This window comes from Fructilactobacillus ixorae, assembly GCF_024029915.1.
In the GTDB taxonomy this organism is placed as follows: domain Bacteria; phylum Bacillota; class Bacilli; order Lactobacillales; family Lactobacillaceae; genus Fructilactobacillus; species Fructilactobacillus ixorae.
In genome coordinates this window covers 688,706-714,378 of sequence record NZ_CP097478.1, presented here as the reverse complement: position 1 = coordinate 714,378, position 25,673 = coordinate 688,706, and the positions used below count along the sequence as shown (strand labels likewise).

25 protein-coding genes and 1 other RNA gene are annotated in these 25,673 nt (G+C 48.0%); 8 read left to right on the top strand and 18 right to left on the bottom strand.

The genetic code is table 11. The features are described from left to right. The first annotated feature begins 20 nt into the window (after nucleotides 1-20). Nucleotides 21-431 (top strand): ribonuclease HI family protein, encoded by a 411-nt coding sequence (locus M8332_RS03500; protein ID WP_252779454.1) that lies wholly within the window; start codon nucleotides 21-23, stop codon nucleotides 429-431. On the opposite strand, the gene M8332_RS03495 is transcribed toward M8332_RS03500, so the two are convergent. The 5 genes from M8332_RS03495 to M8332_RS03475 form a co-directional block, all read right to left on the bottom strand. Beyond that, nucleotides 413-1,630 (bottom strand): NAD(P)/FAD-dependent oxidoreductase, encoded by a 1,218-nt coding sequence (locus tag M8332_RS03495; RefSeq protein WP_252779453.1) that lies wholly within the window; start codon nucleotides 1,628-1,630, stop codon nucleotides 413-415. The genes M8332_RS03500 and M8332_RS03495 overlap by 19 nt on opposite strands. Continuing rightward, nucleotides 1,539-2,669, bottom strand: a complete 1,131-nt coding sequence (locus M8332_RS03490) for a THUMP domain-containing class I SAM-dependent RNA methyltransferase (protein ID WP_252779452.1) — start codon at nucleotides 2,667-2,669, stop codon at nucleotides 1,539-1,541. The genes M8332_RS03495 and M8332_RS03490 overlap by 92 nt, the downstream gene beginning before the upstream one ends. Before the next feature lie 67 nt (nucleotides 2,670-2,736). Continuing rightward, nucleotides 2,737-3,113: RNase P RNA component class B (gene rnpB, locus M8332_RS03485), an RNA gene on the bottom strand. Between the two features lie 15 nt (nucleotides 3,114-3,128). Then, nucleotides 3,129-3,497 (bottom strand): cell division regulator GpsB, encoded by a 369-nt coding sequence (gpsB, locus tag M8332_RS03480; RefSeq protein WP_252779451.1) that lies wholly within the window; start codon nucleotides 3,495-3,497, stop codon nucleotides 3,129-3,131. Nucleotides 3,498-3,542: 45 nt separating this feature from the next. Beyond that, nucleotides 3,543-4,112, bottom strand: a complete 570-nt coding sequence (locus M8332_RS03475; RefSeq protein ID WP_252779450.1) for an SLOG family protein — start codon at nucleotides 4,110-4,112, stop codon at nucleotides 3,543-3,545. Between the two features lie 114 nt (nucleotides 4,113-4,226). On the opposite strand from M8332_RS03475, the gene recU reads away from it, so the two are divergent. Next, nucleotides 4,227-4,844: a Holliday junction resolvase RecU gene (recU, locus tag M8332_RS03470; protein ID WP_252779448.1), complete on the top strand. Its 618-nt coding sequence runs from the start codon at nucleotides 4,227-4,229 to the stop codon at nucleotides 4,842-4,844. Between the two features lie 2 nt (nucleotides 4,845-4,846). Continuing rightward, nucleotides 4,847-7,195 (top strand): PBP1A family penicillin-binding protein, encoded by a 2,349-nt coding sequence (locus M8332_RS03465; protein WP_252779446.1) that lies wholly within the window; start codon nucleotides 4,847-4,849, stop codon nucleotides 7,193-7,195. 60 nt (nucleotides 7,196-7,255) lie between these two features. Here the strand turns inward: M8332_RS03465 and M8332_RS03460 are convergent, their stop codons facing one another. From M8332_RS03460 to M8332_RS03450, 3 genes are read right to left on the bottom strand one after another with little or no spacing between them, the layout of a single operon-like run. Further along, nucleotides 7,256-7,975: a DnaD domain-containing protein gene (locus tag M8332_RS03460; RefSeq protein ID WP_252779444.1), complete on the bottom strand. Its 720-nt coding sequence runs from the start codon at nucleotides 7,973-7,975 to the stop codon at nucleotides 7,256-7,258. Nucleotides 7,976-7,989: 14 nt separating this feature from the next. Next, entirely contained in the window at nucleotides 7,990-8,484 is a 495-nt protein-coding gene (locus tag M8332_RS03455) for a cell wall elongation regulator TseB-like domain-containing protein (RefSeq protein ID WP_252779443.1), read from the bottom strand. Nucleotides 8,485-8,527: 43 nt separating this feature from the next. After that, nucleotides 8,528-11,335, bottom strand: coding sequence for a helicase C-terminal domain-containing protein (locus M8332_RS03450; RefSeq protein ID WP_252779442.1), 2,808 nt, complete (start codon nucleotides 11,333-11,335; stop codon nucleotides 8,528-8,530). A 143-nt stretch (nucleotides 11,336-11,478) separates the two neighbouring features. Here M8332_RS03450 and mvk point away from each other — a divergent pair, with 143 nt between their 5' ends. From mvk to fni, 4 genes are read left to right on the top strand one after another with little or no spacing between them, the layout of a single operon-like run. After that, the gene (gene mvk, locus M8332_RS03445) at nucleotides 11,479-12,432 is read left to right on the top strand and encodes a mevalonate kinase (RefSeq protein WP_252779441.1); all 954 of its coding nucleotides are present in this window, start codon (nucleotides 11,479-11,481) and stop codon (nucleotides 12,430-12,432) included. Next, on the top strand, nucleotides 12,429-13,406 hold the full coding sequence (gene mvaD, locus M8332_RS03440; protein ID WP_252779440.1) for a diphosphomevalonate decarboxylase: 978 nt from the start codon (nucleotides 12,429-12,431) through the stop codon (nucleotides 13,404-13,406). The genes mvk and mvaD overlap by 4 nt, the downstream gene beginning before the upstream one ends. Before the next feature lie 14 nt (nucleotides 13,407-13,420). Further along, nucleotides 13,421-14,506, top strand: coding sequence for a phosphomevalonate kinase (locus M8332_RS03435; protein ID WP_252779439.1), 1,086 nt, complete (start codon nucleotides 13,421-13,423; stop codon nucleotides 14,504-14,506). Beyond that, nucleotides 14,499-15,530 (top strand): type 2 isopentenyl-diphosphate Delta-isomerase, encoded by a 1,032-nt coding sequence (fni, locus tag M8332_RS03430; protein WP_252779438.1) that lies wholly within the window; start codon nucleotides 14,499-14,501, stop codon nucleotides 15,528-15,530. The genes M8332_RS03435 and fni overlap by 8 nt, the downstream gene beginning before the upstream one ends. Before the next feature lie 21 nt (nucleotides 15,531-15,551). On the opposite strand, the gene M8332_RS03425 is transcribed toward fni, so the two are convergent. After that, nucleotides 15,552-16,901 (bottom strand): RsmB/NOP family class I SAM-dependent RNA methyltransferase, encoded by a 1,350-nt coding sequence (locus M8332_RS03425; protein WP_252780796.1) that lies wholly within the window; start codon nucleotides 16,899-16,901, stop codon nucleotides 15,552-15,554. Further along, on the bottom strand, nucleotides 16,879-18,408 hold the full coding sequence (glpK, locus tag M8332_RS03420) for a glycerol kinase GlpK (RefSeq protein ID WP_252779437.1): 1,530 nt from the start codon (nucleotides 18,406-18,408) through the stop codon (nucleotides 16,879-16,881). Before glpK ends, M8332_RS03425 begins: the two co-directional genes overlap by 23 nt. A gap of 141 nt (nucleotides 18,409-18,549) precedes the next feature. On the opposite strand from glpK, the gene M8332_RS03415 reads away from it, so the two are divergent. Beyond that, nucleotides 18,550-19,971 carry a C69 family dipeptidase gene (locus tag M8332_RS03415; protein WP_252779436.1) on the top strand — a complete coding sequence of 474 codons (1,422 nt, stop codon included), beginning with the start codon at nucleotides 18,550-18,552 and terminating at the stop codon, nucleotides 19,969-19,971. Between the two features lie 205 nt (nucleotides 19,972-20,176). On the opposite strand, the gene rplS is transcribed toward M8332_RS03415, so the two are convergent. The 8 genes from rplS to ftsY all read right to left on the bottom strand — a co-directional run bounded on the left by rplS (nucleotide 20,177) and on the right by ftsY (nucleotide 25,671). Next, nucleotides 20,177-20,536: a 50S ribosomal protein L19 gene (gene rplS / locus M8332_RS03410; protein ID WP_252750206.1), complete on the bottom strand. Its 360-nt coding sequence runs from the start codon at nucleotides 20,534-20,536 to the stop codon at nucleotides 20,177-20,179. 107 nt (nucleotides 20,537-20,643) lie between these two features. Continuing rightward, nucleotides 20,644-21,396, bottom strand: a complete 753-nt coding sequence (trmD, locus tag M8332_RS03405; RefSeq protein WP_252779435.1) for a tRNA (guanosine(37)-N1)-methyltransferase TrmD — start codon at nucleotides 21,394-21,396, stop codon at nucleotides 20,644-20,646. Then, nucleotides 21,397-21,912: a ribosome maturation factor RimM gene (rimM, locus tag M8332_RS03400; RefSeq protein ID WP_252779434.1), complete on the bottom strand. Its 516-nt coding sequence runs from the start codon at nucleotides 21,910-21,912 to the stop codon at nucleotides 21,397-21,399. A 78-nt stretch (nucleotides 21,913-21,990) separates the two neighbouring features. Continuing rightward, complete coding sequence (locus tag M8332_RS03395) at nucleotides 21,991-22,236, bottom strand: KH domain-containing protein (RefSeq protein ID WP_252750203.1); 246 nt, start codon at nucleotides 22,234-22,236, stop codon at nucleotides 21,991-21,993. 12 nt (nucleotides 22,237-22,248) lie between these two features. After that, entirely contained in the window at nucleotides 22,249-22,530 is a 282-nt protein-coding gene (rpsP, locus tag M8332_RS03390) for a 30S ribosomal protein S16 (RefSeq protein WP_252750202.1), read from the bottom strand. 83 nt (nucleotides 22,531-22,613) lie between these two features. Next, the gene (ffh, locus tag M8332_RS03385; protein ID WP_252779432.1) at nucleotides 22,614-24,059 is read right to left on the bottom strand and encodes a signal recognition particle protein; all 1,446 of its coding nucleotides are present in this window, start codon (nucleotides 24,057-24,059) and stop codon (nucleotides 22,614-22,616) included. 11 nt (nucleotides 24,060-24,070) lie between these two features. After that, nucleotides 24,071-24,430 carry a putative DNA-binding protein gene (locus M8332_RS03380; protein WP_252779430.1) on the bottom strand — a complete coding sequence of 120 codons (360 nt, stop codon included), beginning with the start codon at nucleotides 24,428-24,430 and terminating at the stop codon, nucleotides 24,071-24,073. Between the two features lie 2 nt (nucleotides 24,431-24,432). Then, complete coding sequence (gene ftsY / locus M8332_RS03375) at nucleotides 24,433-25,671, bottom strand: signal recognition particle-docking protein FtsY (protein ID WP_252779429.1); 1,239 nt, start codon at nucleotides 25,669-25,671, stop codon at nucleotides 24,433-24,435. Between the last annotated feature and the right edge of the window lie 2 nt (nucleotides 25,672-25,673).

Genomic DNA, 25,673 nt, shown 5'->3' with positions numbered 1-25,673 from the left:
CCTTACGAATGGAGATTGTCATGTACATAAAACTATATTCTGATGCCGCGGAACGGCCCCAAACACAGACCAGTAGTGCCGGCATTTTAATGATTGTAAATCACAAACAATATCAGATAAAAAGCTTGCTAGCTGCAACTGATAATCATGAAGCCGAATTTCAAGCTTGTCTCCTCGCGTTTACCACTTTAACCGCTAAACTAACGCGGGCTGAATTAGCCACAACGGTCGTTAATTACTATACGGACAGTAAAATCGTTTCCGACAGTCTGCACAAAAATTATGCAAAACACTATCAACGCTATGTTGATCAGATTCACCAGTTACAAGCACCATTTTCCCTAGTGTTTGTGAATTGGATCCCAGAACAGCAAAACAAAGGAGCCCACCAATTAGCCTTGCAAGCCCTGCATCACTCGGAACGTAAATAATTAGTGACTGGTTTGCTGTAATAAGCAAGGTTGACTGGTTGATTTAGTGCCAGCTTTGCAATCAGCTTCCCGACCAACGGCCCGGTCGTTAACCCCGATGAACCCAAGCCTGTGCCCACTAAGACATCGGGGTGTGCAGGAACGGGACCCACAAACGGGCCATAATCTGGTGTGTACGCCCGGGTTCCAACCCGTTCTAGCATAACATTTTTCCGACTAATGCCACTCATGAACCGTTGCGCCGTGGCAAGTAGCTCGGTGGTCGCTTGCGTGGTGGTCGTTAGGTCAAACCCGGCCTCATCATCATGAGTTGCGCCTACGATTAACCGATCTGGTGCAACTGGAATCAAATCCGCTTCTGCTTCCGGCATTAAAACGGGCCGCTTTGGTGAAGTTGGTTGTGCTAGTTTTATTTCAATTAATTGGCCCTTTTGAGGCCGAACGTCGGCTTGCACGTGCAAAGTAGCTAAGACTGGTTTCGTCCACGCTCCCGTTGCCACAATGATTTTATCAAAAGCTTGCGTGGTCGTGCCACGCTTTAAGTGGTGTTCATCTAGTAACTGGACCGCTTGGAAATTAAGTAGCTGCAATTGTGAATTACAACTGGCCAACAGGTGCTGGCAAAAGCGTTGCCCATCCATCCAACTGCCGCCTCCCACGAATAAACCAGGAGTAGTAAGCTTCGTTAACATGGGGAGCGCTTGCCGGACTTGGGCGGGACTAAGCGGCACTAGTTCACCCATTTGCGGAGCATCAACCTTACGGGCTTGCGCAAGTTCCACTAATTCTGCTAGTTGGTCAGGATTTTTTCTAGTAATGATGGTGCCATTGTGAGCGTAAGTTAACTGATCCATTTTTGTGGTCCTTGCCAACTCAGCAACCACTTCAGCGCCCGCCCGCGCAAGGTGGTACCACTTCTGATTGCGCCGTTTGGATAGCCAGGGTGAAATGATCCCAGCTGCAGCCCGGGTAGCCTGCCCGGTCCCTGCATCAAAAACAGTTACTTGAACCTCGGATTGATTAGTCCAGTGGTTTAAAAAATACGCCGCACTGGTTCCAACGATGCCACTCCCAATAATTGCAATTCGTTTCGTAGGTGATCCCTCCTTAACGGTGATTACTCCAATACTGGAAGTAGTCCGTTCTGATCTGGCCGTTATACAACTTGCGCCGTTTGGTTGCGATTTCTCCGTAGGCAACTTCAAAGTTCAAATCACTGGTAAGGAAATACTTTGACCAACTGGTTAAGGGCCGAAAAACAGCCCCCAACGCTTGATAAAGTTTCGTAGCAGCCGCTTGATCCCCTAATCGTTGTCCGTAGGGCGGGTTTGTAACGACCACGCCATCACGTTCGTCCGTATGAAAATCCTGAACGGCGAGTTGTTTAAATTGAATGTCGTGTAACAGCCCCATGGCTTCGGCATTAACCTTGGCATGATTAATCATTTCACCATTCACATCGGAAGCTTGAATCTGGAGCGCCCCCGGCTCCGTAACGGCAGCTTGGGCTTCGACACGGGCTGTGGCTACGAGGTCTGGACTAATCCAATCCCAGGCCTCAAATGCAAAGGACCGTTTGCTACCGGGAGCGATGTTACGGGCAATCATCGCGGCTTCGATCGGAATTGTTCCGGAACCACACATCGGATCCAGAAACGGCATCGTCTCCGGATGCCAGTTTGTCAACAACACTAACGCTGCCGCCATGTTTTCCTTTAACGGGGCTTCCCCCTTTGCAACCCGGTACCCCCGCTTAAACAAACTTGGTCCCGTGGTATCTAAGAGTTCAACGACGTGGTTTTTCACAATCCGCACTTCTAGTGGATATAGTCCACCGGTTTCTGGTAAGCGCGTGCGCCGGTGATAAAAAGTAGCCAGTTTAGTGGCAATCGCTTTCTTCGTAATGGCTTGCACGTCGGGAACGCTATGCAGCAACGATTTTTTCGATCGACCGGCCACCGGAAATTGGCCATCCATCGGAATTAACCGCTCCCAGGATAATGCTTTCGTTCCTTCGAATAAATCATCAAACGTTTGCGCCTCAAATTCACCGACGATGATTTTAATCCGATCGGCGGTGCGTAACCATAGGTTTGTTTTAATGATGTCTGCAACCGTACCGGTAAATAGGACCATCCCATTGCGCACCTCGACTTGATACCCTAATTGCTTTAATTCTGTGGCAGTTACGGCCTCAATTCCTGCCGCACAGGTGGCCATCAGTTTAAATGTTTGCATGCGCTGTCCTTTCTAATTCTATAAAAAAAGAGTGGGAAAAAACCCACTCATCCTGATTGGTGTAGGCTCCTGTAAGCCATGTTTTGTGCTCAATTGAAAGATCAGGACTAACAATCGAGTAGTAATCATCTATCTCAAGAATCAAATGATTCTTGCCCTACACTTAGTTCAGTTTCCGTGTGTAAAGCTCCCCTACCAAAGTTTGGGTTTCCCGCTCGCGGGGTTTACTGCGTTCCAGTAATTCAATTTCTTGAATTAATCGTCTCTATAGCACCTTAGGAAGTACTAAGGCATAGCCAAAGCCGTAGCCAATTCCTTCGCCGTAATTGCATCTGCAATCCCTCGGCTTATTTTTTCACCGGGCACGAACACTACAAGCATCTCAGCTTGTGCGAGAGTGGACTTTCCTCAGCCAGCGATTGCTGACCGCGATTACTCAGAACCTACACCAATTAACACCTATCCGTGATATCCGTCACCAAACACCCGTTGTTCCAAGTTCGATAACCGGCGTAAAATATCTAGCGTTGTACTGTCGGTTGCTTGACGCTCAGAAGTAGTTGGTTGCGACTGAACGTTCGAGCGCGGTTGGGGCTGTGCTGGAGTAGCCTGGGGCGTTGGCGCTACTTGTTGCGCTTTCAATTGGTTGTTTTCAGCAACCAACTGAGCAATGCGTTGGTCCTTGTCGTCGAGTTCCTTTTGAAAGGTCTCATAGTCCTTGATAATCTCATCTAGGAATGAATCAACGTCAGTTGGGTCATAACCCCGCATCTTTTGCCGAAATTCTTTTTGCAAAATGTCTTTAGGAGTAAAGTTAATGCTATCCATAATCTGCACCTCTTATCGTTTGGTAACTATCACATTATAACACAATCATTCCGAAAATTCAGCATTTCTTTCGGCTTCGTACTGATCGGCGACCTCCTGTAAATCGTCAAACTCAATCAATTGACACACATAGGGATGGTTAGCCTGAAACTGATGAATTGCGTCTAAGTCATAGTGCGGCTTCCCTTCATTTTCAGAATCATAGAGTAAGAGTGCCCCATCAGTGTGGGTTAACATGAACCGCTGGTAATTCTTTAGTTGTTGGGGATGATGGTACTCTGCCCGACTCACCGTGGTGGAAAAGTCAGCTAATGCCAGGACGTGTTGCAGTCGTATTTGGTTATTCTCATTCCACTGGGAACCAAACTCCGCAAACGGTAGCATGACAGCAATCTGAAACTGGGCTGGAAATGTGGTTTTTAAGTCGGCGGCAATTTCTACCGCCCACTGTTCCGTACCAAGTTGGGCCCCAGTTATGATCCAGTCGCAGCCATTCTCAATTAAATTGACCATTTGCTCGCGGAGTGCTTGTTTAATGATTTGCACCTTGGGACTTTGCTCGTCAAAGGCCCCTAATTCATAACTACGATATCCTGTTATCCATTGTCTACTCATAAAGTCACCTGAATTAGTATAATTTTATTCATCGGTTGAAATTGCTATAATGGAATCATCATCTGTAATATACCACGCTTCAAATTAATTGCTCAATATTATAAGGAGGTTAATTTGACAATCAATTATCCGAATGGACGTCCTTTCCAAACTTTCACGACCAAGCATAGAGCACAATCCCACTCCACCGCGGGCCATGGGGATCGGGGAATGTCGCTTGAAGCCGAGATTAATCAAAGCAATCAATTTTATCAAGCGCAACAAATCGCAGTAGTCCATAAAAAGCCGACCCCGATTCAGATTGTGAACGTTGATTATCCCAAACGGAGTGCAGCGGTCATCAAAGAAGCCTACTTTAAGCAAGCATCAACCACCGATTATAATGGGATTTATGCCGGTTACTACCTTGATTTTGATGCCAAGGAAACGACCAACCTTCAGTCCTTTCCGTTAGCCAACTTCCACCCCCACCAAATTCACCACATGCAAAGTTGCGCTGATTTGGGGGGCATTTGTTTTGCTTTAATTCGCTTTGTGCGGAAAAATGAAATATACTTGTTAAACGGCCCAGACTTATTCCGATTTTGGGAACGGCAATTTAACGGGGGAAGAAAATCGATTACAAGAACAGAATTAGCCACTTCGGCGTACCTGATTAAACCTAAAATTAACCCGTTAATTCCCTATCTCGATGCGGTCCAAGCAATTATTGATAAGAATAAAGGAGAATAAGCATGAGTTCCGATGAAGTTTATAGTCGTTTAAAGAAAAATCGCAAGAAGAAACGGGGCCCCGTTTTTCAAATCACCATGTGGGTGCTGTTTTTCCTCGTTGTGCTTTTTCTAGTGGGATGTGGGGTTTTTACTTATTATGCCTCAACTGCCCCCAACATTTCGTATAAAACCCTCTCTAGTGATAACTCTACGACGATCTATGATCGCAATGGAAAGGTCATCTCACGGTTAGGAATGCAAAATCGCGATTATGTTAAACAAAAGGATATTCCTGAAAACATGAAGAACGCGATCATCTCGGTTGAAGATCGGCATTTTTACACCGATAAGGGGGTTGACCCCGTCCGAATCGTCGGGGCGGCTGTTAATAACCTCTTTGGTGGGGGCGGGTTACAGGGAGGAAGTACCCTAACCCAGCAACTGGTTAAACTATCCGTCTTTTCTACCAAAGCGTCTGATCAAACCCTAAAACGGAAGGCGCAAGAAGCCTGGTTAGCCACTAAGGTAAACCGTGAATACAGCAAGCAACAAATTTTAGAGTTCTACATTAATAAGGTTTATATGGGTAACAATGCGTACGGGATGCAAACGGCTTCCGAAGTAATGTACCACAAACCCTTGAGTGAACTGGATTTGGCCCAAACGGCCCTGTTAGCTGGTCTCCCCCAAGCTCCTGTAGCTTACAACCCGGTGCATAATCCGAAATACGCTACGGCCCGGAGAAACCAAGTCCTAGAAGCAATGGTCAAAAACAAAGCCATTACCAGAAAGCAAGCTAATCAGGCCGAACAAGAAGACGTCCAGGCAGGAATTGATAAACAAAATGTTGATAAAACGCCAACGCAAAAGGATGAGAAGTACGCAGATGCTTACATCGGTCAAGTCCTGCAAGAAATGAATCAAAAAGGTTACAAACTAAACGCCGGCAACAAAGTTTATACAAACATTGATATGGATACCCAGAAACAGATGTATCAACTAGCAAACGATGATAATTCAGACTTAAACTTTCCTAATAATGACTTTCAAATCGGGGCCACGATGACAAACCCGAATAACGGGAAAATCGTTGCAATGCTTGGTAGTCGGAAGCAAAACATTCAGTTCGGGTTAAATCGAGCCGTTCAAACTGACCATTCCAGTGGTTCTACCATGAAACCGCTCATGGATTATGGTCCCGCCATTGAGTACCTAAATTATCCAACCTACCAACCCATTAAAGATACGCCATATACCTACCCTGGCACTAATCGGCAACTGCATGATTTCGATAATAAATACGAAGGAACCATGACGATGCGGCAGGCGCTCGTTGAATCGCGGAACATTCCCGCCATTCGCACCCTTGAAGCAGTTGGGGTTCCTCGGGCAACCGAATTCTTGAACGGCTTAGGGATGAGCTTTAAAGAACCGCTGAACCTGCAAAACGGGATTGGAGCTTACATTTCAACGAAGCAAGAGGCCGCTGCTTACGCCGCTTTTGCGAACGGCGGAACTTATTACAAACCCTATGCCATTTCAAAAGTCGAAACTCCGACGGGTGAAACAAAGACCTACTCGCCAAGCGGAAAAGAAGCGATGTCTGAATCCACTGCCTTTATGATCACAGACATGCTGAAAGGCGTGATGACTGATCCGAAGGGTTCTGGAACGGCAGCTAACATCCCGGGCTTAAACCAGGCTGGAAAGACCGGGACCACGCAGTATCCTGATGATTGGCTCAGTTCGGTGCCAGAAAACTCTAGCATGGATTCCTGGTTTACTGGTTACACCAAGAACCTCTCGCTCTCAGTCTGGACTGGGTACGATAAACCGTTAGAACCGGGCCACTACATTTCGCAATCACAGTCCAAAATTGCGCAGTTGTTCTATAAGGAAGTCATGCAAAATGCCTCCCAGGACTTACCAAACGACAACTGGACGAAACCAGCCAACGTAGTTAAAACTAGGGTTGATAACCAAACTCAGTACTACATTGCTGGTCATGCGGGCGATCTGAAGGAAAACGTAATTAAGAACAATACGCAAGCGGGTCAAACTGCGGATAATAAAGCCGTCGTTAACCTGCCGAATAATCAACCAAATAAACAGGAAGAACAAACTACGGATAAAAACACCAATAGTGGTACCACGGCTAATAACGAGCAAAAACCAGCCACCACCACGCAAACGACCAACAATGATAACCAAACCAATCCAGAACCAGTTCCTAATAACGGTGGGAACAATCAGCAACAAAATAATTCCCAACCAACGACTGGGACTAATAACCAAACCGCCCCAGCGAATAACCAAAGTGGGAATAATCAAGCTGTAAACCAGCCTCAACCTGCGGCTGGGACTAAATAAGCGGTAAGTAAAAGCGTCGACAAAGGAAAGCTTTGTCGACGCTTTTTTAGTTAATTGGAGTTATTGATCCTTCTTAATTTTAAAGAGTGGCACCTGAGGTAGTGGTTGTTTCGTCCCCGTTGCTTGTTTTTCCTGGCGTTGGGTTCGATGGGCTTCTACCTGCGCAGCGGTTTGTAAGTGCTGCTTGTCCCAGTTTAGCAGAATGCGGTCCATGTACTTGAGATTATAAACCTGATTTAAGACGGCTTCGCGCAGGGCTAGCTGAATCAACTCCGCGGAATAATGATCCTGGTCAAACCAGGCCGTGACGGTTTCTAACTCAATTGGCGATAACATTCGGCCAAATTCATGATTAATCATTTTAAAGGTCTGCTCACGGTCACTAATACTCGTTTTCGGTGTGCCCGTATCACTAGTTGTTGGTGTTGACCCCGGTTGCTGATCATCCGGAACTTGTTGCAGTAATTCGTTTAGCTTGGCCACTAACGGCGCAAAACTATACTCATCCTTTTCGTCGGCGCTGGTGGTAATACTAATCAATTTCTTGCTCACCAACTGGTGCAATAAATCGTACACCGCCGGTTCGGTGAGCCCCATGGCGCTTGCTAATGCCTCGGCTGCCGGAAACCGGTCCCCCTGACTGCGAAAGTACTGTAGTTCTAACAACATCGTTAGTTCTGTGCCACTAATGTTGAGGTTAGCTAAATTCGTTAATAAAAAACCGGATACGTTAATTGATCCGGAATTTAAGTATTTAGCTAGTGCAGATGTGGTGCTCATGTTGAATCGCTCCCCTATAAATTAAGCGTTTTAATGACCTTGCCGGTCTTAAAGTTCACTAGCACGTAGTGAACTTGGTGTTTGCTTTGCAAGGTTACTACCCACGTCGGTTGCTTCCGGTAGATCAATAACCCAGCGTTGGTAACGTCCCCAGCGACCCGCCGTTGCGCAATTGCACTGGCATTTTCAGCCGTAATCCCATCGGTTTGTTTCATAACGCGAATGTGTTTGAAATCACTACTAACGATGGCATAGGCAGGTTGGTTCGCTTGGTTCTTCCCAACCACCGTATAGTAAGGTCGTTTGAGGTTGGCTTTGTAAGTCTTTTGGACGTCGTGAAAATGGGCGTGTTGTTCAGCCAGACTCGTAGCGCTCCTTAACGTTTGTTTTTGCGGTAATTTAGCGATCAACATAATAATTAATAGCGCGAGGACCACCACGACGAGGAACGCCCCCACCCAGCTTAATAGGCGTTGTAGTTTAAATTTTCGTTGTCTTCGTTCTCGCATGTCTAAATCCCTTTCGTAACCATTCTGCGTTTATTATAGCAAATCAATGCTCCTGCTGGTGCTTTGCTAAAAATTCTTTTTGCTGCTGTTGAATTGCTTTAATTGCTCCCGTGTGGACTTGGAGATTTTCCTCAATAGCCGTTAAAATTTGGGTTCCATACCGCTTGGTTAAAATCCGATTATCCAAGATGGTAATAATTCCACTGTCATTACTGCGGCGAAGTAACCGTCCCATCCCCTGTTTCATGGTGATGATGGCGTGCGGGAGCGAATAACTGGTAAACGGATTCTTTTGTTGTTGTTTAAGATAAGCAGACCGCGCTTGCATCACCGGACTATCCGGAGCGGCGAACGGAATTCGCGGAATTATGATTGATTTTAGGTAGTGTGGCGGAAAGTCAACGCCCTCCCAGAAGCCAGCTGCACCTAAGATAATCGGAGCGTGGTGCAGAACAGCGCGCCGCATGATTTTACTCTGACTCCCAGAAATCCCTGAGGCTAAGAGCATCCCCAGTCCGGGTTGTCCCTTTAATTTAGCGTGGACCGCTTGAATTAACTCTAAGGAATTAAACAGGACTAAGGTCGGGACGGGCGCGGCTCGATAAATCTTTTGAATGGAATTGGCCAGAAACGCCACGTATTCCTCATTTTCTGTTGCGGGTGGCAGTGGCATTTGGTCCGCAATCATCAGTTGAACCTGCTTTTGGTAATCAAAGTCCGTGGGTAACCGCTTCATCCGTGTTGTGCCCCGCCGTAAATCGAGCTGATCATAAATGTACTGCGACTTTTTGGAGGTAAATAAGACGGCCCCCGTGAAAATTGCTGGTTGAAAGTATTGATAAATTTGTTTTTGTAACCGGGTACTGGTATCAAACTGGGCCCATTCTAACCGCATGTTATTCGGGTCATGATCGGCTCCATACCGCAACCAAAACCCATCGGCAACTGACTGGGTTTTTACCTCATGCACGAGCTGCTGGAGCTCACTAACCCCCTGCAAGACGGCATGCACGTGTTCGTTAAACCGTAAAAACGTTTCGTATTCAGAGGCCACCCACTGCGCCTCCCTCTGTCCCAAAGCTTGGTTGAGGGACGTTAAGCGCTGGGTCAGTTGTGTTGCTAATTGGTCCTGTTTTTGCAACCGCAGTTGTGCCTGAGTGGTAAATTTAACCAGCCAATCGACTGGAATTCGAACAACATCCGCCTGTGGTTGTAAGCGCACGTGTAAATTTGTCAGCAGTATTTGAATTAGTTCCTGATTAACCGTTTCTAATTGCGTCAGCTGATGCATCAGCCGTTTCAGGAGTCCGCGCAGGTCCGGATGGGTGCTAATGATATCTTCCAGGTTGCGTTCGTGGGTCTGAAAAACATCATTTTTAACCCGACCAACGTTGGTTTTAACTCCACCCAGCCACCAGTGCTTCCGTTGCGCTGCAAAGGCCACCTCTGGTAAATGCTGAGCTTCATCCACGATTAAGTACGGTTGCCCACCTAAAGTGGCAGCCACTTCCGCCGCATTTTGATTCAGGTAGTGATGATTCACAATCACAACGTCAGCCGTGGCGACTTGCTGCATTTTCCAGTGCCAAAAGTCGTACTCGCCAAATTCACTCTCCGCTAACTGCGGCTCTCGTTGGTAGTTCACCTGCTGTAAAATGGCCGCATTTTGTGGGATATGCAATTCATCTAAATCCCCAGTTGTCGTTTGCGTCAACCAGACTAGAATTTGCGCCTTACTAAACTGGGAGAGCTGGTTCGAATCATCGGCGACGAGGGCCGTGGCAAACCGGGACAAGTCTAGATAGTGTCGGCGACTTTTTAACACGACGGCCTGGACGTGAAACCCAAAGCCCGCGTTCAAATCCCGCTCTACTACATTTTGCAACTGTTCTTGCAGGTTAATCGTTGCAGTACTAATCACCGCTGCCTGCCCAGACTGCAACAGAAACGCGAGTGGAAATAAGTACCCTAGGGTTTTCCCGCTCCCAGTGGGCGCCTCAATTAACAAATTCCGCGCCGGTTGTTTGGTAGTGGCAAAATTACGATACACTAAATTCATCATTTTACTTTGCGACGGACGGCATTCAAAGTGGCCCTGAAAAATCCGTTCTTTCTGCTTCTTGGCTAACGGAAACTTGGTTAACCGGTCGTGATTTTCAACTGGGTTTCGGTGATGCCGTTTTAACACTAAGCCCTCTAGTTCCACCTGATCAGCCGGTAACTGCTGTCTCGGTTGGTCCATGGCTTCAAAATTGACCCGAATGAACTGGGTCGTCTGCTGGGGCAGATTAAGCTCTAAATCGAGCACGGCCTGAACCGTTTGCACGGGGAGCTTGGAGATTTGCTGGCTAATTTTTAACAGGAGCTGCGCCGTCGCCGCCGCATCACTCGCCGATGAGTGCGGATGGTGATGATGGATTTGAAAATGCCGACTAAGGTCACTGAGCCGGTAGCTACCCAAGGTCGGGAAAAAGAGTTGACTTAACGTCACCGTATCCACTGCTTCAAGCTCTAACGCTGGATACCCCACTCGTTCTAAGTGATGATTTAAAAAGGGAAAATCAAAGTTGACATTATGCGCCACAAAGACCGTGCCTTGTAACATTTGATAAACCTTAGGGGCCAATTGATCAAAACTCGGGGCGGTTTCAATGGTTGCCTGGTCAATCCCAGTCAAGGCCGTGATTTCACTAGGAATGGAAACGCCATCGTTGACGTAGGTGGAAAAAGCGCCCGTTTGTCGGCCGTTTTGCACAAAACTGACACTAAACTGGATGATGCGGTCGCCACGCTGTAAATCAGTTCCCGTGGTTTCCATATCAACCACAGCATATTTTGAATTTGCTTTCATGTCAGTATCGGCCTACTTTCGTTTCTAACTATGCATATTTTACTACAAATCAGGCGATAACGGGGCATTGACTCCCAAGTTCAAGGACGAAGTTTAGAAACGACTATGGTAAAATAACATTGATAAGAAAGTGAGCGATTGAAATGAAAACAACAGCAACTGGTCAGAGTCATGCTAAGGTCATCTTTTTAGGCGAACATAGTGCCGTTTACCAGCAACCGGCCATTGTCTTCCCGGTTCCCCAAGCGACCGTTACTGCAACAATCAGAATGACTGCCGCTCCAGTTTCTTCAATTACCAGTGAGTACTATACCGGGACATTCACCGAGTTACCCCCACGCATGGCAGGTGTGGCAACCCTGCTCCAACACCTCCAGCACCGGCTAAATCCGCAAGCCATCCCGGTCCACTTGACACTGCACAGCACCATTCCATTGGGACGAGGGATGGGGTCTTCAGCCGCCATTGCCAGCGCAATTACACAGGCTTACTTCGCGTTGTTTGAAACACCCCTCCCGAGGGAAACACTGACCGCCTATACTGATATTGAAGAACACATTACCCATGGCAATCCGAGTGGCATCGACGCCCAAACGGTGAACGTTGCCCACCCCATTTTGTTTGAAAAGCAACAATTTATTGACTTTCAGCCCCCGTTAACGGGGTTTTTGGTCATTGCAGATACCGGTTTAGCTAGTAATACCAAAACGGCAGTTCAGCAGGTGCACCAGTTTTTAACCGCAGATCAGCAACGCCAGGATCTGATTTTACAGTTGGGAACCCTAACCGAACGCGTCAAACAGGCACTGCAGCACCAAGATTTACCGGCCACTGGTCAAAGTTTAACCGCGGCGCAGACCATTTTACGTGCGTTAGGCGTAAGCACCCCCCAGATTGATCAACTGGTCACAACTGCCCACGCAGCTGGAGCGCTGGGAGCTAAACTAACCGGGAGTGGTCTAGGCGGCTGTATCATTGCCCTTACGCAGACTCGGACCGCAGCGCAGACCGTCGCAAAGGCCCTCACGGACCACGGTGCCACCCAAACTTGGATTCAAAGTCTATACGAGTTAAACCCACAGGAGGATTTATCATGAAGAACCATGCTAAGGCCCGGGCACATACCAACATTGCCCTTGTCAAATACTGGGGAAAAGCCAACGAAGCGTTAAAATTACCGACTACCAACAGTCTCTCGCTCACCTTAGATCGCTTTTATACAGACACTAGCGTTACCTTTGATGAGCAACTATCTGCAGACCAGATTAGTTTAAACGGGACTGCCCTGGAAGGCCCGGCCGCCCGCCGGATTGCAACTTTTTTAGACCTCGTTCGCTCCCAGGCTGGAATTAGTAGCAAAGCTCAGGTCACCACGGTTAACAACGTTCCCACCGCCGCCGGACTAGCTTCCTCGGCCTCTGGCTTTGCCGCTCTCGCTGCCGCTGCCAGTCGGGCCAGTGGCTTACAGTTAGATCACAAACAACTCTCCCGATTAGCGCGCCGGGGCTCTGGCTCTGCCACGCGGTCCATCGATGGCGGGTTTGTCGAATGGCACAAGGGCTTTGGCGACCGAACGTCCTTTGCTACCCAGGTTGCTCCTGCCGACTACTGGAACCTCAACGTGATTGCGATTTTGGTAAACCAACAGCAAAAACAAATCAGTAGTTCCGTGGGGATGCAGCGTTCGCAAACGACCTCGCCCTACTACCGTGAATGGGAAAAGCTTTGCAAACACGACTTAAAAAAGCTTAAAATGGCAATTAGTAACCGAGATTTCAGTTGCTTAGGCACGATTGCCGAGGAAAATGCGATGCGGATGCACGCATTAACCCTGAGTGCAGCGCCTGATTTTTCTTACTTTGACGCCGATTCTTTAAAGGCTATGCAGTTGATTCACCAACTGCGAGCTACTGGAATTCCCTGCTACTTTACAATGGATGCCGGACCGAACGTTAAGGTCTTAGTGGAACCGGAACACCTCAACGCGGTCTTAGCAGCGCTAACCCCCGCTTTTGGAGCCAATCAACTGGTCGTCGCTGCTCCCGGACCTGGCATCCAATACCTTACTTAGAAAGAAGACTAACATTGATTACAACAAGCACCCCGGGAAAACTTTATTTAGCAGGTGAATACGCCGTCGTCGAGAACGGGAACCCGGCCATCATTGCCGCCGTTAATCGGTTTGTAACGGTCACGATTGCAAAAAATCAAGAGCGGTGCTCAATTACTTCTAAACAATACGAAAACCATCGCGTGCACTGGGAACGGGTTAATTCACGCATGATTGTAGATGATCGTGATAACCCCTTTCAATACATTATTGCAGCCATCCAGGTAACCGAAGATTACGTCCAGGCGTTGGGAAAACCAATTCAAAAGTACCACCTCAGCGTCAACAGTGAGCTAGACAGTGGAACCGGAAAAAAGTATGGACTGGGTTCATCCGCAGCCGTGACGGTGGCGACCATTAAGGCGCTCTGCGAGCTCTACCAGCTCAAGTTGAGCAAAGTCCAACTCTTTAAATTGGCCGCGATTGCCCACTTTAACGTTCAGGGGAACGGTTCGCTCGGTGACGTTGCATCGAGTGTCTTTGGGGGCTTAATTACATACAGTTCCTTTGACCGCCAGTGGTTAGCTGAATTCCGGGATAAGATTGCCCTCCCGGAGCTGTTGAAATTGGAGTGGCCCCGTTTAGAGATCACTCCCTTACAGATCCCGAGCGTGCTCCGCTTTTTAGTGGGATGGACTGGTTCTCCGGCTTCCACGTCCCGCTTAATCGATAAAGTAGAACTAAAAAAGGGGAAACATGGCTCTCAGTACGAACGCTTTTTGCACGAAAGTAATAAATGCGTCCGCGAGATTACCAACGGGTTTCGGCAGAATAACAGCAAGTTGATCATGCAAAATATCAACCGGAATCGCGAGCTCCTCCAATCATTGAGTACCCTAGCGGGCGTCACAATTGAAACGCCCCAACTAACGAAGTTGATTGAGATTGCCGACCACTTTGGCGGTGCTGCCAAAACTTCCGGTGCTGGTGGTGGAGACTGTGGGATTGTGTTAATCGAAGCCAACTGCGATATTACTGGTCTGCAAGCTGCTTGGCAACGGGCGGGAATCGAACCATTAAACCTCGCGATTTACAACTACGAAGGAGAATCCAGTGACTAATCGTCAATCACACCGAAAAGATGAACACGTATCGCTAGCCAAGAAGTTCCATCAGGCTTCGACAGCCGGCTTTGCGGACCTCCATTTCGTTCCCAACGGCTTGCCAGAGGTGGCGGTTTCAGAGGTTGAGCTCAGCACGACCTTCGTTGGACATCAGTTTGCCCTCCCCTTTTACATTGAAGCCATGACGGGGGGCAGTAAGTACACGCAGAAGCTCAACCACCAACTGGCCGAAGTGGCTAAAGCAACTGGGGTTGCCTTGGCGTTAGGCAGCGCTAGTGTGGCGCTGCGCGATAAAACCACCCTTCCCAGCTTTACGGTCGCGCGGGAAGTTAATCCCACGGGATTTTTACTTGCCAATGTCGGGGCTGGGGCTACCCCTACCCAGGCGCAGACCGTGGTCGACTTACTGCAGGCGGATGCCTTAGAAGTCCACCTTAACGTGGTCCAGGAACTGGTCATGCCAGAGGGCGATCGTGATTTTCACTGGCTCACTAATTTGCAACAAATTGTGGGCCAGGTCAAGGTGCCCGTGATTGTTAAAGAAGTCGGTTTTGGCTTGGACCAAGCCACGCTCCACCGGCTTGAGGCCATCGGCGTGCAAACCGTCAACGTAGGTGGACACGGGGGAACTAATTTTGCACAAATTGAAAACTTCCGGCGCCCCCATAAGGATTTAGCTGACTTCAATGATTGGGGCTTAACGACCGTGCAATCATTATATGAGGCCCAGGCGGTGCCTGATTTGCAAATTGTCGCAGCCGGCGGCATTACTAGTCCCCTAGAAATTGCTAAGGCGCTTTATCTCGGCGCTGACGCCGTGGGGATTGCGGGAGCAATCTTAACCACGTTAATCGACGATGGCGTGGGGGCCACGATTACCAAGTTGCAGGAGTGGAGCTTTGGCCTACGCGCCATTTTCACCGCGCTCGGGGTCAAAAACATTGCCGAACTGCGAGAGCGCCCGGTGGTCCTGAGTTCAGAACTAGAAAATTACTTACAACAACGACATTTACGACCATAGAAAAAGGATGAGCTAAACTGCTCATCCTTTTTCTACTTGAAAGCGTAATCCTTTCGGAAAGAAGTTCTTGACGGTTCCGTTGACCACCTTCCCAAAGCCAACTGGCATCTGCTGATACAGCAATAAATACCAACCCTTGGGTAGCTCAGCATCCGTGTTAAAGATATCCCCGTGCACATACCGCTGCCACTGCTCATAACTAATCGGTAGCGTCCGTTGCACCTGCTCAGGCCGCAGAACCATGGCCAACCCATAGCTGGGTTCAATTCGGTGTTTTTTCAAGGTTCCCAAAGGCGTTCCCGGCAGCATAACCCGCAATCCCTGTAAATCCGGAATCTCGGGGTTAAAAGAATATAATTGTTCGCCAAATTGCAATAACGAGCCCGCCTTAAAGTCTGTCAGGTTTTGGGCCACAAATTGCTGCCATTCTTTACGATCAGCTCCGCCAACGTTACTGCGCTGGCCCCGGATTTTAACTGGTTTCCCCGTCGCGGTGCTCTGCAGTTTAGCGATGAAATGCCCGTCGCCCGCAAAGGACTGCGGAAATAACCGGAGCGTGCGTTGAAGCTCTGGATTCCCATCGGCCCACTCGGGACGACCATCGCTCATTCCCGCACTTTTATCCAAAGCAACGAGTTCTAGCGGATACTGGTCTAGCAGCCACGCAATGATTTGTTCGTCTTCTTCAGGTGCAAACGTACAGGTTGAATACACGAGTTGTCCGCCGGGCTTTAACATTTTAACGGCTGCTTGCAGGATTTCGCGCTGGCGAACCGCACAAGCTGCCGGATAATCAGCATCCCAGTACGTTGTCGCACTCGGATTTTTTCGAAACATTCCCTCCCCAGAACAGGGCGCATCCACTAAAATTTTGTCAAAGTAGGCGGGAAATGCTGGGCTTAACCGGTCGGGGCGTTCATTTAAAATCAACGGATTCCAGACCCCGAAGCGTTCAAGGTTTTCCACTAAAACCTTGGCCCGGCCCCGATCAATTTCATTGGCTACCAGTAAGCCTTGATTCTGCATTAACGCGGCCAGTTGGGTGGATTTCCCTCCGGGTGCAGCACACAAGTCTAGCACCCGCTCCCCCGGTGCCGGGGCAACCGCCTCCGCAACCAACATGGCAGATGGTTCTTGACTATAGACATACCCACTTTGGTGGGCCGGTGATTTCCCATCCACCTTGCCATAATAACCGTTAGGCACGTTAGAAATGGGCCGACTTTGATCAATCGCCGGGTGAGCTGGTGGTTTCAAAGGATTCAGGCGAAAGCCGTGCTGGGGTGCTTCTGCAAAACTTTGTAAAAAGGCCGGAAATTGGGCTCCTAATAACCGTTGGTATTTAGCTTTAAATTGGGTTGGTAGTTCCATCATGAGGTTCCTCCGCAAATAATCGGGTCGCTACGACTGCTTGTTGCCAGTTCGCATACCGCCACTCCCGCATGGAGGCGGCTAACCGGGGTTGATAACTAGTCGTGGTCCGTGGTAAGGCCTTTAACGTCGCAAGATTTGGCCAGTATTTGACCTGCAAACCGGCCAGATACGCCACTCCTAAAGCGGTCGTTTCTGCTAAGGGCGCGCGCGTAATGGGGCTGCCCAAAATGTCAGCCTGAAACTGCAACAAATATTCGTTTTTAGACACGCCCCCATCGACCATCAGCGATTTGAGGGGCAATCCCGTTTCGTGGGTCATGGTCTGTAAGACATCCCGCGTTTGAAATGCCAAAGACTCTAAAGTGGCGCGAATGAGCTGCTTGTCATCAGTTTGTGGGGTCAGACCTAGAATTGCCCCCCGAGCGTTTTGATCCCAGTACGGAGCGCCTAGCCCACTAAACGCAGGAACAACGTATAACTGGTCAGTTGCGGTGGCTTGCTCCGCTTGGGTTGCCGTTGTGGTGACATCCTGGACGAGAGCAACCTGGTCTTTTAACCATTCAACCGCGGCCCCTGCCGTAAACACACTTCCTTCAAAGGCGTACGTAACTTGACCGTTTAACCCATAGGCAATCGTGGTCAGTAACCCGTGCTCGGAAAGTTGCGGCTCATGTCCCAGATTCATCATGATAAAGGCCCCTGTTCCATAGGTATTTTTCGTCTGACCGGGATCTAAAGCTAACTCGCCAAATAGCGAGGCCTGCTGGTCTCCAGCAATCCCCGTAATGGGAATTTGGACGCCCATGAGGGTGAATTCCTGCGTATACCCATAAAAATGACTGGAATCATGAACCGCTGGTAACATGGTCCGCGGAATCTTAAACAAATCCAGCAATTTTTGATCCCAATCCAGCGTGTGAATATTATACAGCATGGTCCGGCTGGCGTTGGTTACGTCGGTTGCGTGCACGTGGCCATTGGTCAGCTTCCAGAGCAACCAGGTATCAATCGTACCAAACAGTAAATCCCCGGCCTCAGCCTGCTCCCGGGCGTGTGGCACCTCGTCTAATAACCACTGTAACTTGGTCGCGGAAAAATAAGAATCAATCAGTAATCCGGTCTTTTGCTGAATGAAAGTTTGATAGCCAGCTTGTTGGAGGTGTTTTGCAATTTCGGTAGTTTGCTTTGATTGCCACACAATCGCATGGTGAATCGGTTGCCCGGTTTTCCGATTCCAGACCACCGTTGTTTCACGTTGATTGCTAATCCCAATCGCACGAACCTTGTACGGCGGGGTTTCCGTTTGAAAGAGCACTTCTGAAATAACCGTTTCCGTTCCGTTCCAAATCTCTAACGGATCCTGCTCCACCCACCCTGGTTGGGGGAAAAACTGGTGAATGGGACGTTGCGCCTGGCCCACAATGCTTCCTTGTTGGTCAAAAAGAATGGCGCGCACGGAGGTCGTTCCTTCATCAATTGCTAAAATGTATTGTTCGTTTTTCATCGTCTACTCCATCTTTAAAATTCAGTCCTTATTATAACCTTTTCCCCTAGTTCTGCCTAACGACGACCGTCTCTGATTTCGTGTTGTCGCTGAGAAGTGTAGAATGGATACGAAACTAAAATTATGAAGGAGCATCCGCACATGACAGAACCGAATTATTCCGCCTGCACTAGTATGTTAGTCGGTAAAAAGGCAACCGTCGATGGAAGTACGTTAATTGGTCGTAATGAGGACGCGAAGGCCGCGTGGCCCAAACGGTTTGTCGTTCATGATCACCAAGTTGCTAAACACCCGGTTGTCTTTCAATCCACTGCCAATGGATTTCAATTAGACCTACCCAATGAGGCCGCAAAGTACACTGCAACTCCCGAGTGGACCACCAGCGAGGGGCTCTTTGAAGAGGATGGGATTAACGAACATGGCGTGGCAATGAGTGCCACCGAGAGTACCTATGCCAACGATGCCGTTTTAGGTTGTGATCCGCTGGTCTCCGATGGAATCGGCGAAGAAGCCATGGTCACCGTTGTCCTTCCCTACGTGCAGTCCGCGCGGGAAGGCGTTCAACGCTTGGGTGAAATTGTTAGTACCAAGGGGGCCAGCGAAACCAATGGAGTCCTCTTTTCAGATGCCCAAGAAGTTTGGTACTTTGAGATTGGTTCCGGACACCAGTGGGTTGCACAACGCATCCCGGATGATTGTTATGCTGTCGTTGCCAACCAAATGGCCATCGAAAAGGTGGACTTTAACGATCAAGTCAACTTTCAGTGGTCGTCGCAGTTACCAGAATTTGTGACTACCAACCACCTCAATCCGGATCGCCACGGCTTTAACTTTCGCCACATCTTTGGGACGCGTAATCAAATGGATACCTATTACAACACTCCTCGCGTGTGGTACGGGCAAAAAATGTTTACTCCCGATGTAGACCAGGAACCAACTTCGCAGAACCTGCCCTTTTTACGCAAGAGTGACCGCTTGTTATCCGCCACTGACGTGCAAAACCTCCTGAATTCTCACTACCAGGGAACCGAGTTTGATCCAGTGGGAACGGGCAGTGAATTTGACAAGCATCGGTTCCGTCCGATGAGTTTTGCCAAAACGCAGGAAGCCCATGTCTTACAACTCCAAGCAGACTTGCCCGTTGAAATTGGGGGCATCCACTGGCTGTCAATGGGCGTGGGGGCCGAAAGTACCTTTGCCCCCTTTTTCGCGGGGATTAGTGAAACGCCAGCTGCCTATCAATACCCAGTTGGCCACGACTATGATCCTCAGTCCGCTTACTGGAACTTCAAACTAGTTGGAATTCTGGTTGATGCCCACTACCATCGCTTTATCGGTCAAGTTAACGACGTGCAAGCTGAACTACGTCAGCGTTATCGGCAAATTATTAATCAAACGCAAGCCCAAGTTGCCACCAGCAATGATTTAGTTGCATTAGCCAATCAAGCTAGTCAACAGGCAGCTGAGCTGGCTTTAACCCGGTTCCAAACGTTAGCAACCCAGTTAATTACAGAGTCTGCTGATCTATCGCCACTAAACTACCACCAAGATTTGAATTTATAGGGAGGATCAACACGACCTGTCGAAACAAAAAATTAAGACTAGGGGACCTGGTCTTAATGATCTTCTCCGCCATTTTTGGGCTTGTGGTTCCGTGTCAATTTGGTCTATTTTCATAATTTCATCTTTAGAGCTATTATTCATTGCTATGTGATTCTCTGTTTCTTTTACAAAAAAACGACTGGAAAAATTTCCAGCCGTTTTTCTTTTAGCGTTTTTTGAATGATTGCTTGATCCGAGCAGCCTTTCCTTGACGATCGCGCAAGTAGTAAAGTTTTGAACGACGAACCTTACCACGACGAACTACTTCAAGTTTAGCAACCCGTGGTGAATTGAGTGGGAAAATTCTTTCCACACCAATTCCGTTACTGATTTTACGAACAGTGTAAGTAGCTTGAATCCCAGCACCGCGGCGCTTGATAACTACCCCCGTAAAATCTTGGACACGTTCTGTGTCACCTTCAACAACCTTAACTGATACCGTTACAGTATCACCAGCCCGAAAATCGGGAATATCAGAACGTAATTGTTCCTGATTGATCTTTTCGATCAGCTTGTTTTGACGCATGTCACTTCTCCTAACTAGCACTCATATCTTTCCGACAGCGGAATACTGTTGTATTTTAGTCTCACGACTAACTAATAATATACCACATTCGCTTAGCTAAAGAAAGCCTAATTTTGCTCCAATTCGATCTTAATTTCGGCCAGTAATTCCTTGGCACGTGGCGAAAGTCGGTGATAATCAATTAGATCGGAACGATGCACGTAGGTTTTGCGTAATGATTCCTTTAAGCGCCAGTCCGCAATCTTTTGGTGGTCGCCGTTCATTAAGACCGCCGGTACCTGAACACCCCGAAAATCAGCTGGACGCGTGTACTGGGGCGCCTCTAATAAGCCGGTGGAAAAGGAATCGTCCACCGCTGATTCATCGTTTCCAAGCACGCCGGGAATTAACCGCGACAACGCATCAATCATAACCAGGGTGGGCAATTCACCCCCGGTTAACACATAATCACCGATGGAGTATTCATCGGTGACCACTTGTTTGACCCGTTCGTCAAACCCTTCATAGTGGCCACAAATAAAAGTTAGATGATCGGATTGAGCTAACTCGGCTGCGACCTGCTCATCGAACCGCTTTCCCGCTGGATCAGTTAAAATCACCCGGCCAGCTGACAACCCTTCTGCTTGCGCTTGTTTTTGGGTGGCTGCCACCGCATCAACAATTGGTTGTGCCTGTAACAGCATTCCCGCCCCACCGCCATACGGAGTGTCATCGACGTTATGGTGTTTGTTGGTCGAAAAATCCCGGAAATTAGTCACGTTAACCGATAGGAGCTGTTTTTCGACCGCTTTTCCTAAAATAGAGTCATGTAAGGGTCCGTTAATCGTATCTGGGAATAAACTCAAGACATCAATTTTCATCTACTCTAGCCCCGCTAATAATTCGACCGTAACCTGTCCCTGTTCCAGATCAACCTGTTTAATCACCTCATCGATTTTGGGTAGAAGTAAATCTGGTTGTCCGGTGCGTTCAACCACCCACACGTCATTTGGACCAAGGTCCATGATGTCCTTAATCGTGCCGAGAGCCCGGCCTTGTTCGTCAACTACGGCTAAGCCAATGATTTGGCTGTAATAGTATTCGCCGGGCTGCAGGGGTGCCTCTGACTGCTCAGCCGCATCAATCTTTAAGGTGGCGGGCTTGAGATGTTCTACGTCATTAATCGTGGGATGATCCTTAAAGTGCAACAAAATAAAGTTTTTGTGCTTGCGGACCTGATCAATTTCTAAGCGTTCCATGTCTCCCATTTTGGGAAAGGCGTACAGAATGGCTCCCGGGCGAAACCGGACCTCTGGAAAATCCGTCTCAGAAACCACGCGGACTTCTCCCTTAATCCCCTGGGTATTAACTAACTTTCCGACTTCTAAGTAGTCCATAATTACATCGTTCCTTTAACTTTAAATTATGCTAAAAAAACTCCTAAATAAAACAACGTTTTATCTAAGAGTTTTCTGCTATTTACCGTCATCAATAATTAACTTAACCCGTTTGTTGTCAGGCACGTGAATACTGTAAACAATGGCGCGAATGGTTTGCGCCACTCGTCCCCGTTTCCCAATCACCCGTCCCACGTCTTGGGGATTAGGGGTTAAAATATACTCGTGAAACTCATTCGTTTCCTGGTGACGAATCTGAACGTCATCGGGAAACTTTACTAACGGTTTAATGATGGTTGTAATTAAGTTGTCAAAATTCACCATAACTAATCAGCCTTATTTTTGCTTGTTAGCTAATTTAGCTTCATGAAGTTTCTTCATGATCCCGGCTCTTGACAAAATGTTACGAACTGTATCAGAAGGTTTGGCACCCTTTTCTAACCAGTCTAAAATAGTTTCTTCTTCTAAAGTTACTTGGTTTTCTTGAATCAATGGGTTGTAAGTCCCCACGTTTTCAATGTAACGACCATCACGAGGACTTCGTGAATCAGCAACTACGATTCGATAAAATGGATTTTTCTTAGAACCCATTCGTTTCAAACGAATTTTAACAGACATAATGACACCTCCTCATGTTTTCTTAACGGTTTCTATCTTACCAAGAATAAAAAGTAATGTAAAGTGTTTTTTCTTTACACTCCTTATTTTTTCCTTTTTTTCAACCGCTTCCGTTTATTTTTCTTCATTTTCCGACTCATTCGCTTCATGGCAAGGTTGGAGAGTTTTCCCCCCATGCCACCGCCGCCCATACCGGCGGCTTGCATCATGTTTTCCATCCCGGCCATGTTCCCGTTGGAAACCTGATTCATCATCTTTTTCATCTGATCAAATTGTTTAATCATCCGGTTCACGCTTTGAATGGGTTGCGCCGAACCCCGGGCAATTCGCCGCCGGCGGGAAGGATTTAACACATCGGGATTTTCACGTTCTTCATTGGTCATCGAATAGATCATCGCTTTGATCCGCTCTAAGTCCTTAGGATCCATCTCAACGTTCTTGAGCGCTGGATTATTGGCCATTCCTGGAATCATCGCCATGATGTCTTTTAACGGTCCCATGTTTTGAATTTGCTGGAGTTGGTCCAAGAAATCGTCAAAGTTAAAGGAATTTTCCCGCATCTTTTCGGCTAGTTCTTGTGCCTTTTGCTCGTCCACGTTTTTCTGAGTCTTTTCAACCAGGGACAGCACGTCTCCCATGCCCAGAATTCGGGAAGCCATTCGATCTGGATGAAAAACATCCAGATCCGTCATTTTTTCCCCTTGCCCGGTAAACAGAATTGGTTTGCCAGTCACTGCCTTGATCGATAAGGCGGCTCCACCCCGGGTATCCCCATCTAACTTAGTCAGAATAACTCCGGTAAGATTGAGGTCCTCATTAAAGCCCTGCGCCGTTTCAACCGCGTTTTGCCCGGTCATCGCATCCACAACTAAGAGAATATCGTTGGGGTGGGAAACGGTTTTGATTTCTTCCAACTCGTGCATGAGTTTTTCATCAATTTGTAACCGTCCGGCCGTATCAATAAAGACATAATCATTGTGATTTTCACGGGCCTGGGCCAGTCCATCCTGAACAATCTGAACTGGATCCACATCCGTCCCCTCGGAAAAGACGGGCACGTCAATTTGCTTTCCAACCTGCTCTAACTGATCAATGGCGGCTGGTCGGTAAACGTCGGCTGCGATTAACAGCGGCCGCGCGTGCTCATCCTGTTTGAGCCGCTTAGCTAACTTTCCAACCGTCGTCGTCTTACCAGCCCCTTGCAGCCCGACCATCATGATCACCGTTGGAATTTTAGGTGCCTTAGTAAGCTCCGTTGCTGAACCACCCATCATGGCGGTTAGTTCATCGTCCACAATTTTAACGATTTGCTGACCAGGGTTGAGCCCCTCCAGCACCTTTTCACCCTTGGCCTGGTTCTGGACCTTTTTAACAAAGTCCCGAACCACGGTAAAGTTTACGTCGGCATCTAGTAAAGCCAGCCGGATTTCGCGCATGGTAATCCGTAAATCCGCTTCACTAATTTGCCCTTTCCCACGTAAATTTTTAAACGCATTTTGTAACTTTTCTGATAACCCTTCGAATGCCATCGTTACTCCTTTTAGTTTTCCTCTAGTTTTTCTAGGCGCTCAATTAACCCATTCAAGGTTTGATCATGGGGATGTTTTGTTTGAATCGTCTGCGCCAGTTCATCAATCAGGTGATTTCTGGTGACAAACTTCTGGTACAAGCCCATCCGTTCTTCATACTTTTCTAAGGTCATTTCCGTCCGTCGGAGGTTATCATAGACCGCCTGGCGACTGACCTGAAAATTTTCAGAAATCTCACCCAAGGACAGATCATCGGCGTAATACTGCCGAATGTAATCAGCCTGTTTGGGGGTTAGTAAACTTCCATAAAAATCAAATAACGCATTAATGCGATTATCTTTTTCTAGTTTAGCATTAAAATTCGTTTCCATGGTCATTCCTTAATTAAGCCCTTAAACAGGCCATAGACAAAGTCCTCTGGATTAAAGGTTTGCAGGTCATCGACCCCTTCACCGAGGCCCACGTACTTAACGGGAATGCCCAACTCTTGCTTAATCGCCAGCACTATGCCCCCTTTGGCAGTCCCATCTAACTTAGTCAAAACGATCCCAGTGATCTCAGCGACATCGCGGAACAGCTTCGCTTGAACGAGCGCATTCTGCCCAACGGTCGCATCAATTACCAGTAAAACCTCTTGCGGGGCACCCGGAATTTCACGCTGAATGATCTTGTTCATCTTTTCGAGCTCTTTCATGAGGTTAACTTTGTTTTGCAACCGCCCCGCTGTATCAACCAGCAAAAGATCGTAATGGTCGTCCTTAGCTTGCTTAACCGCATCAAAAACCACGGAAGCAGGATCGCTGCCCTCAGGTTTCTTCACGATTGCAACCTGATCACGGCTGGCCCACTCGGCGAGCTGTTCAATGGCTCCGGCCCGGAACGTATCCGCAGCAGCCACTAGGACCTGCTTACCAGCCTGACGGTACTGATTAGCGAGTTTTCCAATCGTGGTGGTTTTTCCGGCTCCGTTCACGCCAATCATCAAAATGACGGTCGGTCCATCGGGATTTTCATGCAGTTCGGTGTCCAGTGGTTCGGACCCATCATAAATTTCCACTAACTTTTGAACAATGAAGTTCTGCACTTCATCACGGCCCTTGATGTTATTGAGCCGGACCGCTTCTCGTAGTTGGTCACTAATGGAAGTGGCGGTGTTGACCCCCACATCGGCCTGAATCAACGTGTCTTCTAGGTCGTCAAAAAACTCCTCATCAACCGACCGGAAGTTTGCAAATAACCGGTTCAAACTTTGTCCAAAGGAAAACCGGGACTTCGATAGTCCATGTTCATATTTTTGCTCTGGCTTTGGTACTGCATCACTGGTGGACGTTGCGGCCGAAGCTGACTCCGTGGTCGATTGGACGTCCGATTCCTCCCGTGTAGTCGATGCAATCGACTCTGAAGCGACCGTCGAAGTTTCCGAACGGTTAGGTTCAGTGGTTGCTGTCGATGCCATTGCTTCTACCACCGAAGTAGCAGTACTAGTGGACGCCGCTGAAACCGATTCTGCCGTACTTGCGCTACTCTCTGAGGCGCTGATTGACCCTGACTCGGACTGGGATTCGTCTGGCGCTTGCTGATTTTTCCGTTTAAAAATATCAAATAAACCCATTC

What these genes read in the sequence shown, in the direction of transcription:
- M8332_RS03500 (WP_252779454.1), top strand. Translation starts at nt 21, where the DNA reads ATGTACATAAAACTATATTCTGATGCCGCGGAACGGCCCCAAACACAG.
- M8332_RS03490 (WP_252779452.1), bottom strand. Translation starts at nt 2,669, where the DNA reads ATGCAAACATTTAAACTGATGGCCACCTGTGCGGCAGGAATTGAGGCC.
- gpsB (WP_252779451.1), bottom strand. Translation starts at nt 3,497, where the DNA reads ATGGATAGCATTAACTTTACTCCTAAAGACATTTTGCAAAAAGAATTT.
- M8332_RS03475 (WP_252779450.1), bottom strand. Translation starts at nt 4,112, where the DNA reads ATGAGTAGACAATGGATAACAGGATATCGTAGTTATGAATTAGGGGCC.
- M8332_RS03465 (WP_252779446.1), top strand. Translation starts at nt 4,847, where the DNA reads ATGAGTTCCGATGAAGTTTATAGTCGTTTAAAGAAAAATCGCAAGAAG.
- M8332_RS03460 (WP_252779444.1), bottom strand. Translation starts at nt 7,975, where the DNA reads ATGAGCACCACATCTGCACTAGCTAAATACTTAAATTCCGGATCAATT.
- M8332_RS03455 (WP_252779443.1), bottom strand. Translation starts at nt 8,484, where the DNA reads ATGCGAGAACGAAGACAACGAAAATTTAAACTACAACGCCTATTAAGC.
- M8332_RS03450 (WP_252779442.1), bottom strand. Translation starts at nt 11,335, where the DNA reads ATGAAAGCAAATTCAAAATATGCTGTGGTTGATATGGAAACCACGGGA.
- mvk (WP_252779441.1), top strand. Translation starts at nt 11,479, where the DNA reads ATGAAAACAACAGCAACTGGTCAGAGTCATGCTAAGGTCATCTTTTTA.
- mvaD (WP_252779440.1), top strand. Translation starts at nt 12,429, where the DNA reads ATGAAGAACCATGCTAAGGCCCGGGCACATACCAACATTGCCCTTGTC.
- M8332_RS03425 (WP_252780796.1), bottom strand. Translation starts at nt 16,901, where the DNA reads ATGGAACTACCAACCCAATTTAAAGCTAAATACCAACGGTTATTAGGA.
- glpK (WP_252779437.1), bottom strand. Translation starts at nt 18,408, where the DNA reads ATGAAAAACGAACAATACATTTTAGCAATTGATGAAGGAACGACCTCC.
- M8332_RS03415 (WP_252779436.1), top strand. Translation starts at nt 18,550, where the DNA reads ATGACAGAACCGAATTATTCCGCCTGCACTAGTATGTTAGTCGGTAAA.
- rplS (WP_252750206.1), bottom strand. Translation starts at nt 20,536, where the DNA reads ATGCGTCAAAACAAGCTGATCGAAAAGATCAATCAGGAACAATTACGT.
- trmD (WP_252779435.1), bottom strand. Translation starts at nt 21,396, where the DNA reads ATGAAAATTGATGTCTTGAGTTTATTCCCAGATACGATTAACGGACCC.
- rimM (WP_252779434.1), bottom strand. Translation starts at nt 21,912, where the DNA reads ATGGACTACTTAGAAGTCGGAAAGTTAGTTAATACCCAGGGGATTAAG.
- M8332_RS03395 (WP_252750203.1), bottom strand. Translation starts at nt 22,236, where the DNA reads ATGGTGAATTTTGACAACTTAATTACAACCATCATTAAACCGTTAGTA.
- rpsP (WP_252750202.1), bottom strand. Translation starts at nt 22,530, where the DNA reads ATGTCTGTTAAAATTCGTTTGAAACGAATGGGTTCTAAGAAAAATCCA.
- ffh (WP_252779432.1), bottom strand. Translation starts at nt 24,059, where the DNA reads ATGGCATTCGAAGGGTTATCAGAAAAGTTACAAAATGCGTTTAAAAAT.
- M8332_RS03380 (WP_252779430.1), bottom strand. Translation starts at nt 24,430, where the DNA reads ATGGAAACGAATTTTAATGCTAAACTAGAAAAAGATAATCGCATTAAT.
- ftsY (WP_252779429.1), bottom strand. Translation starts at nt 25,671, where the DNA reads ATGGGTTTATTTGATATTTTTAAACGGAAAAATCAGCAAGCGCCAGAC.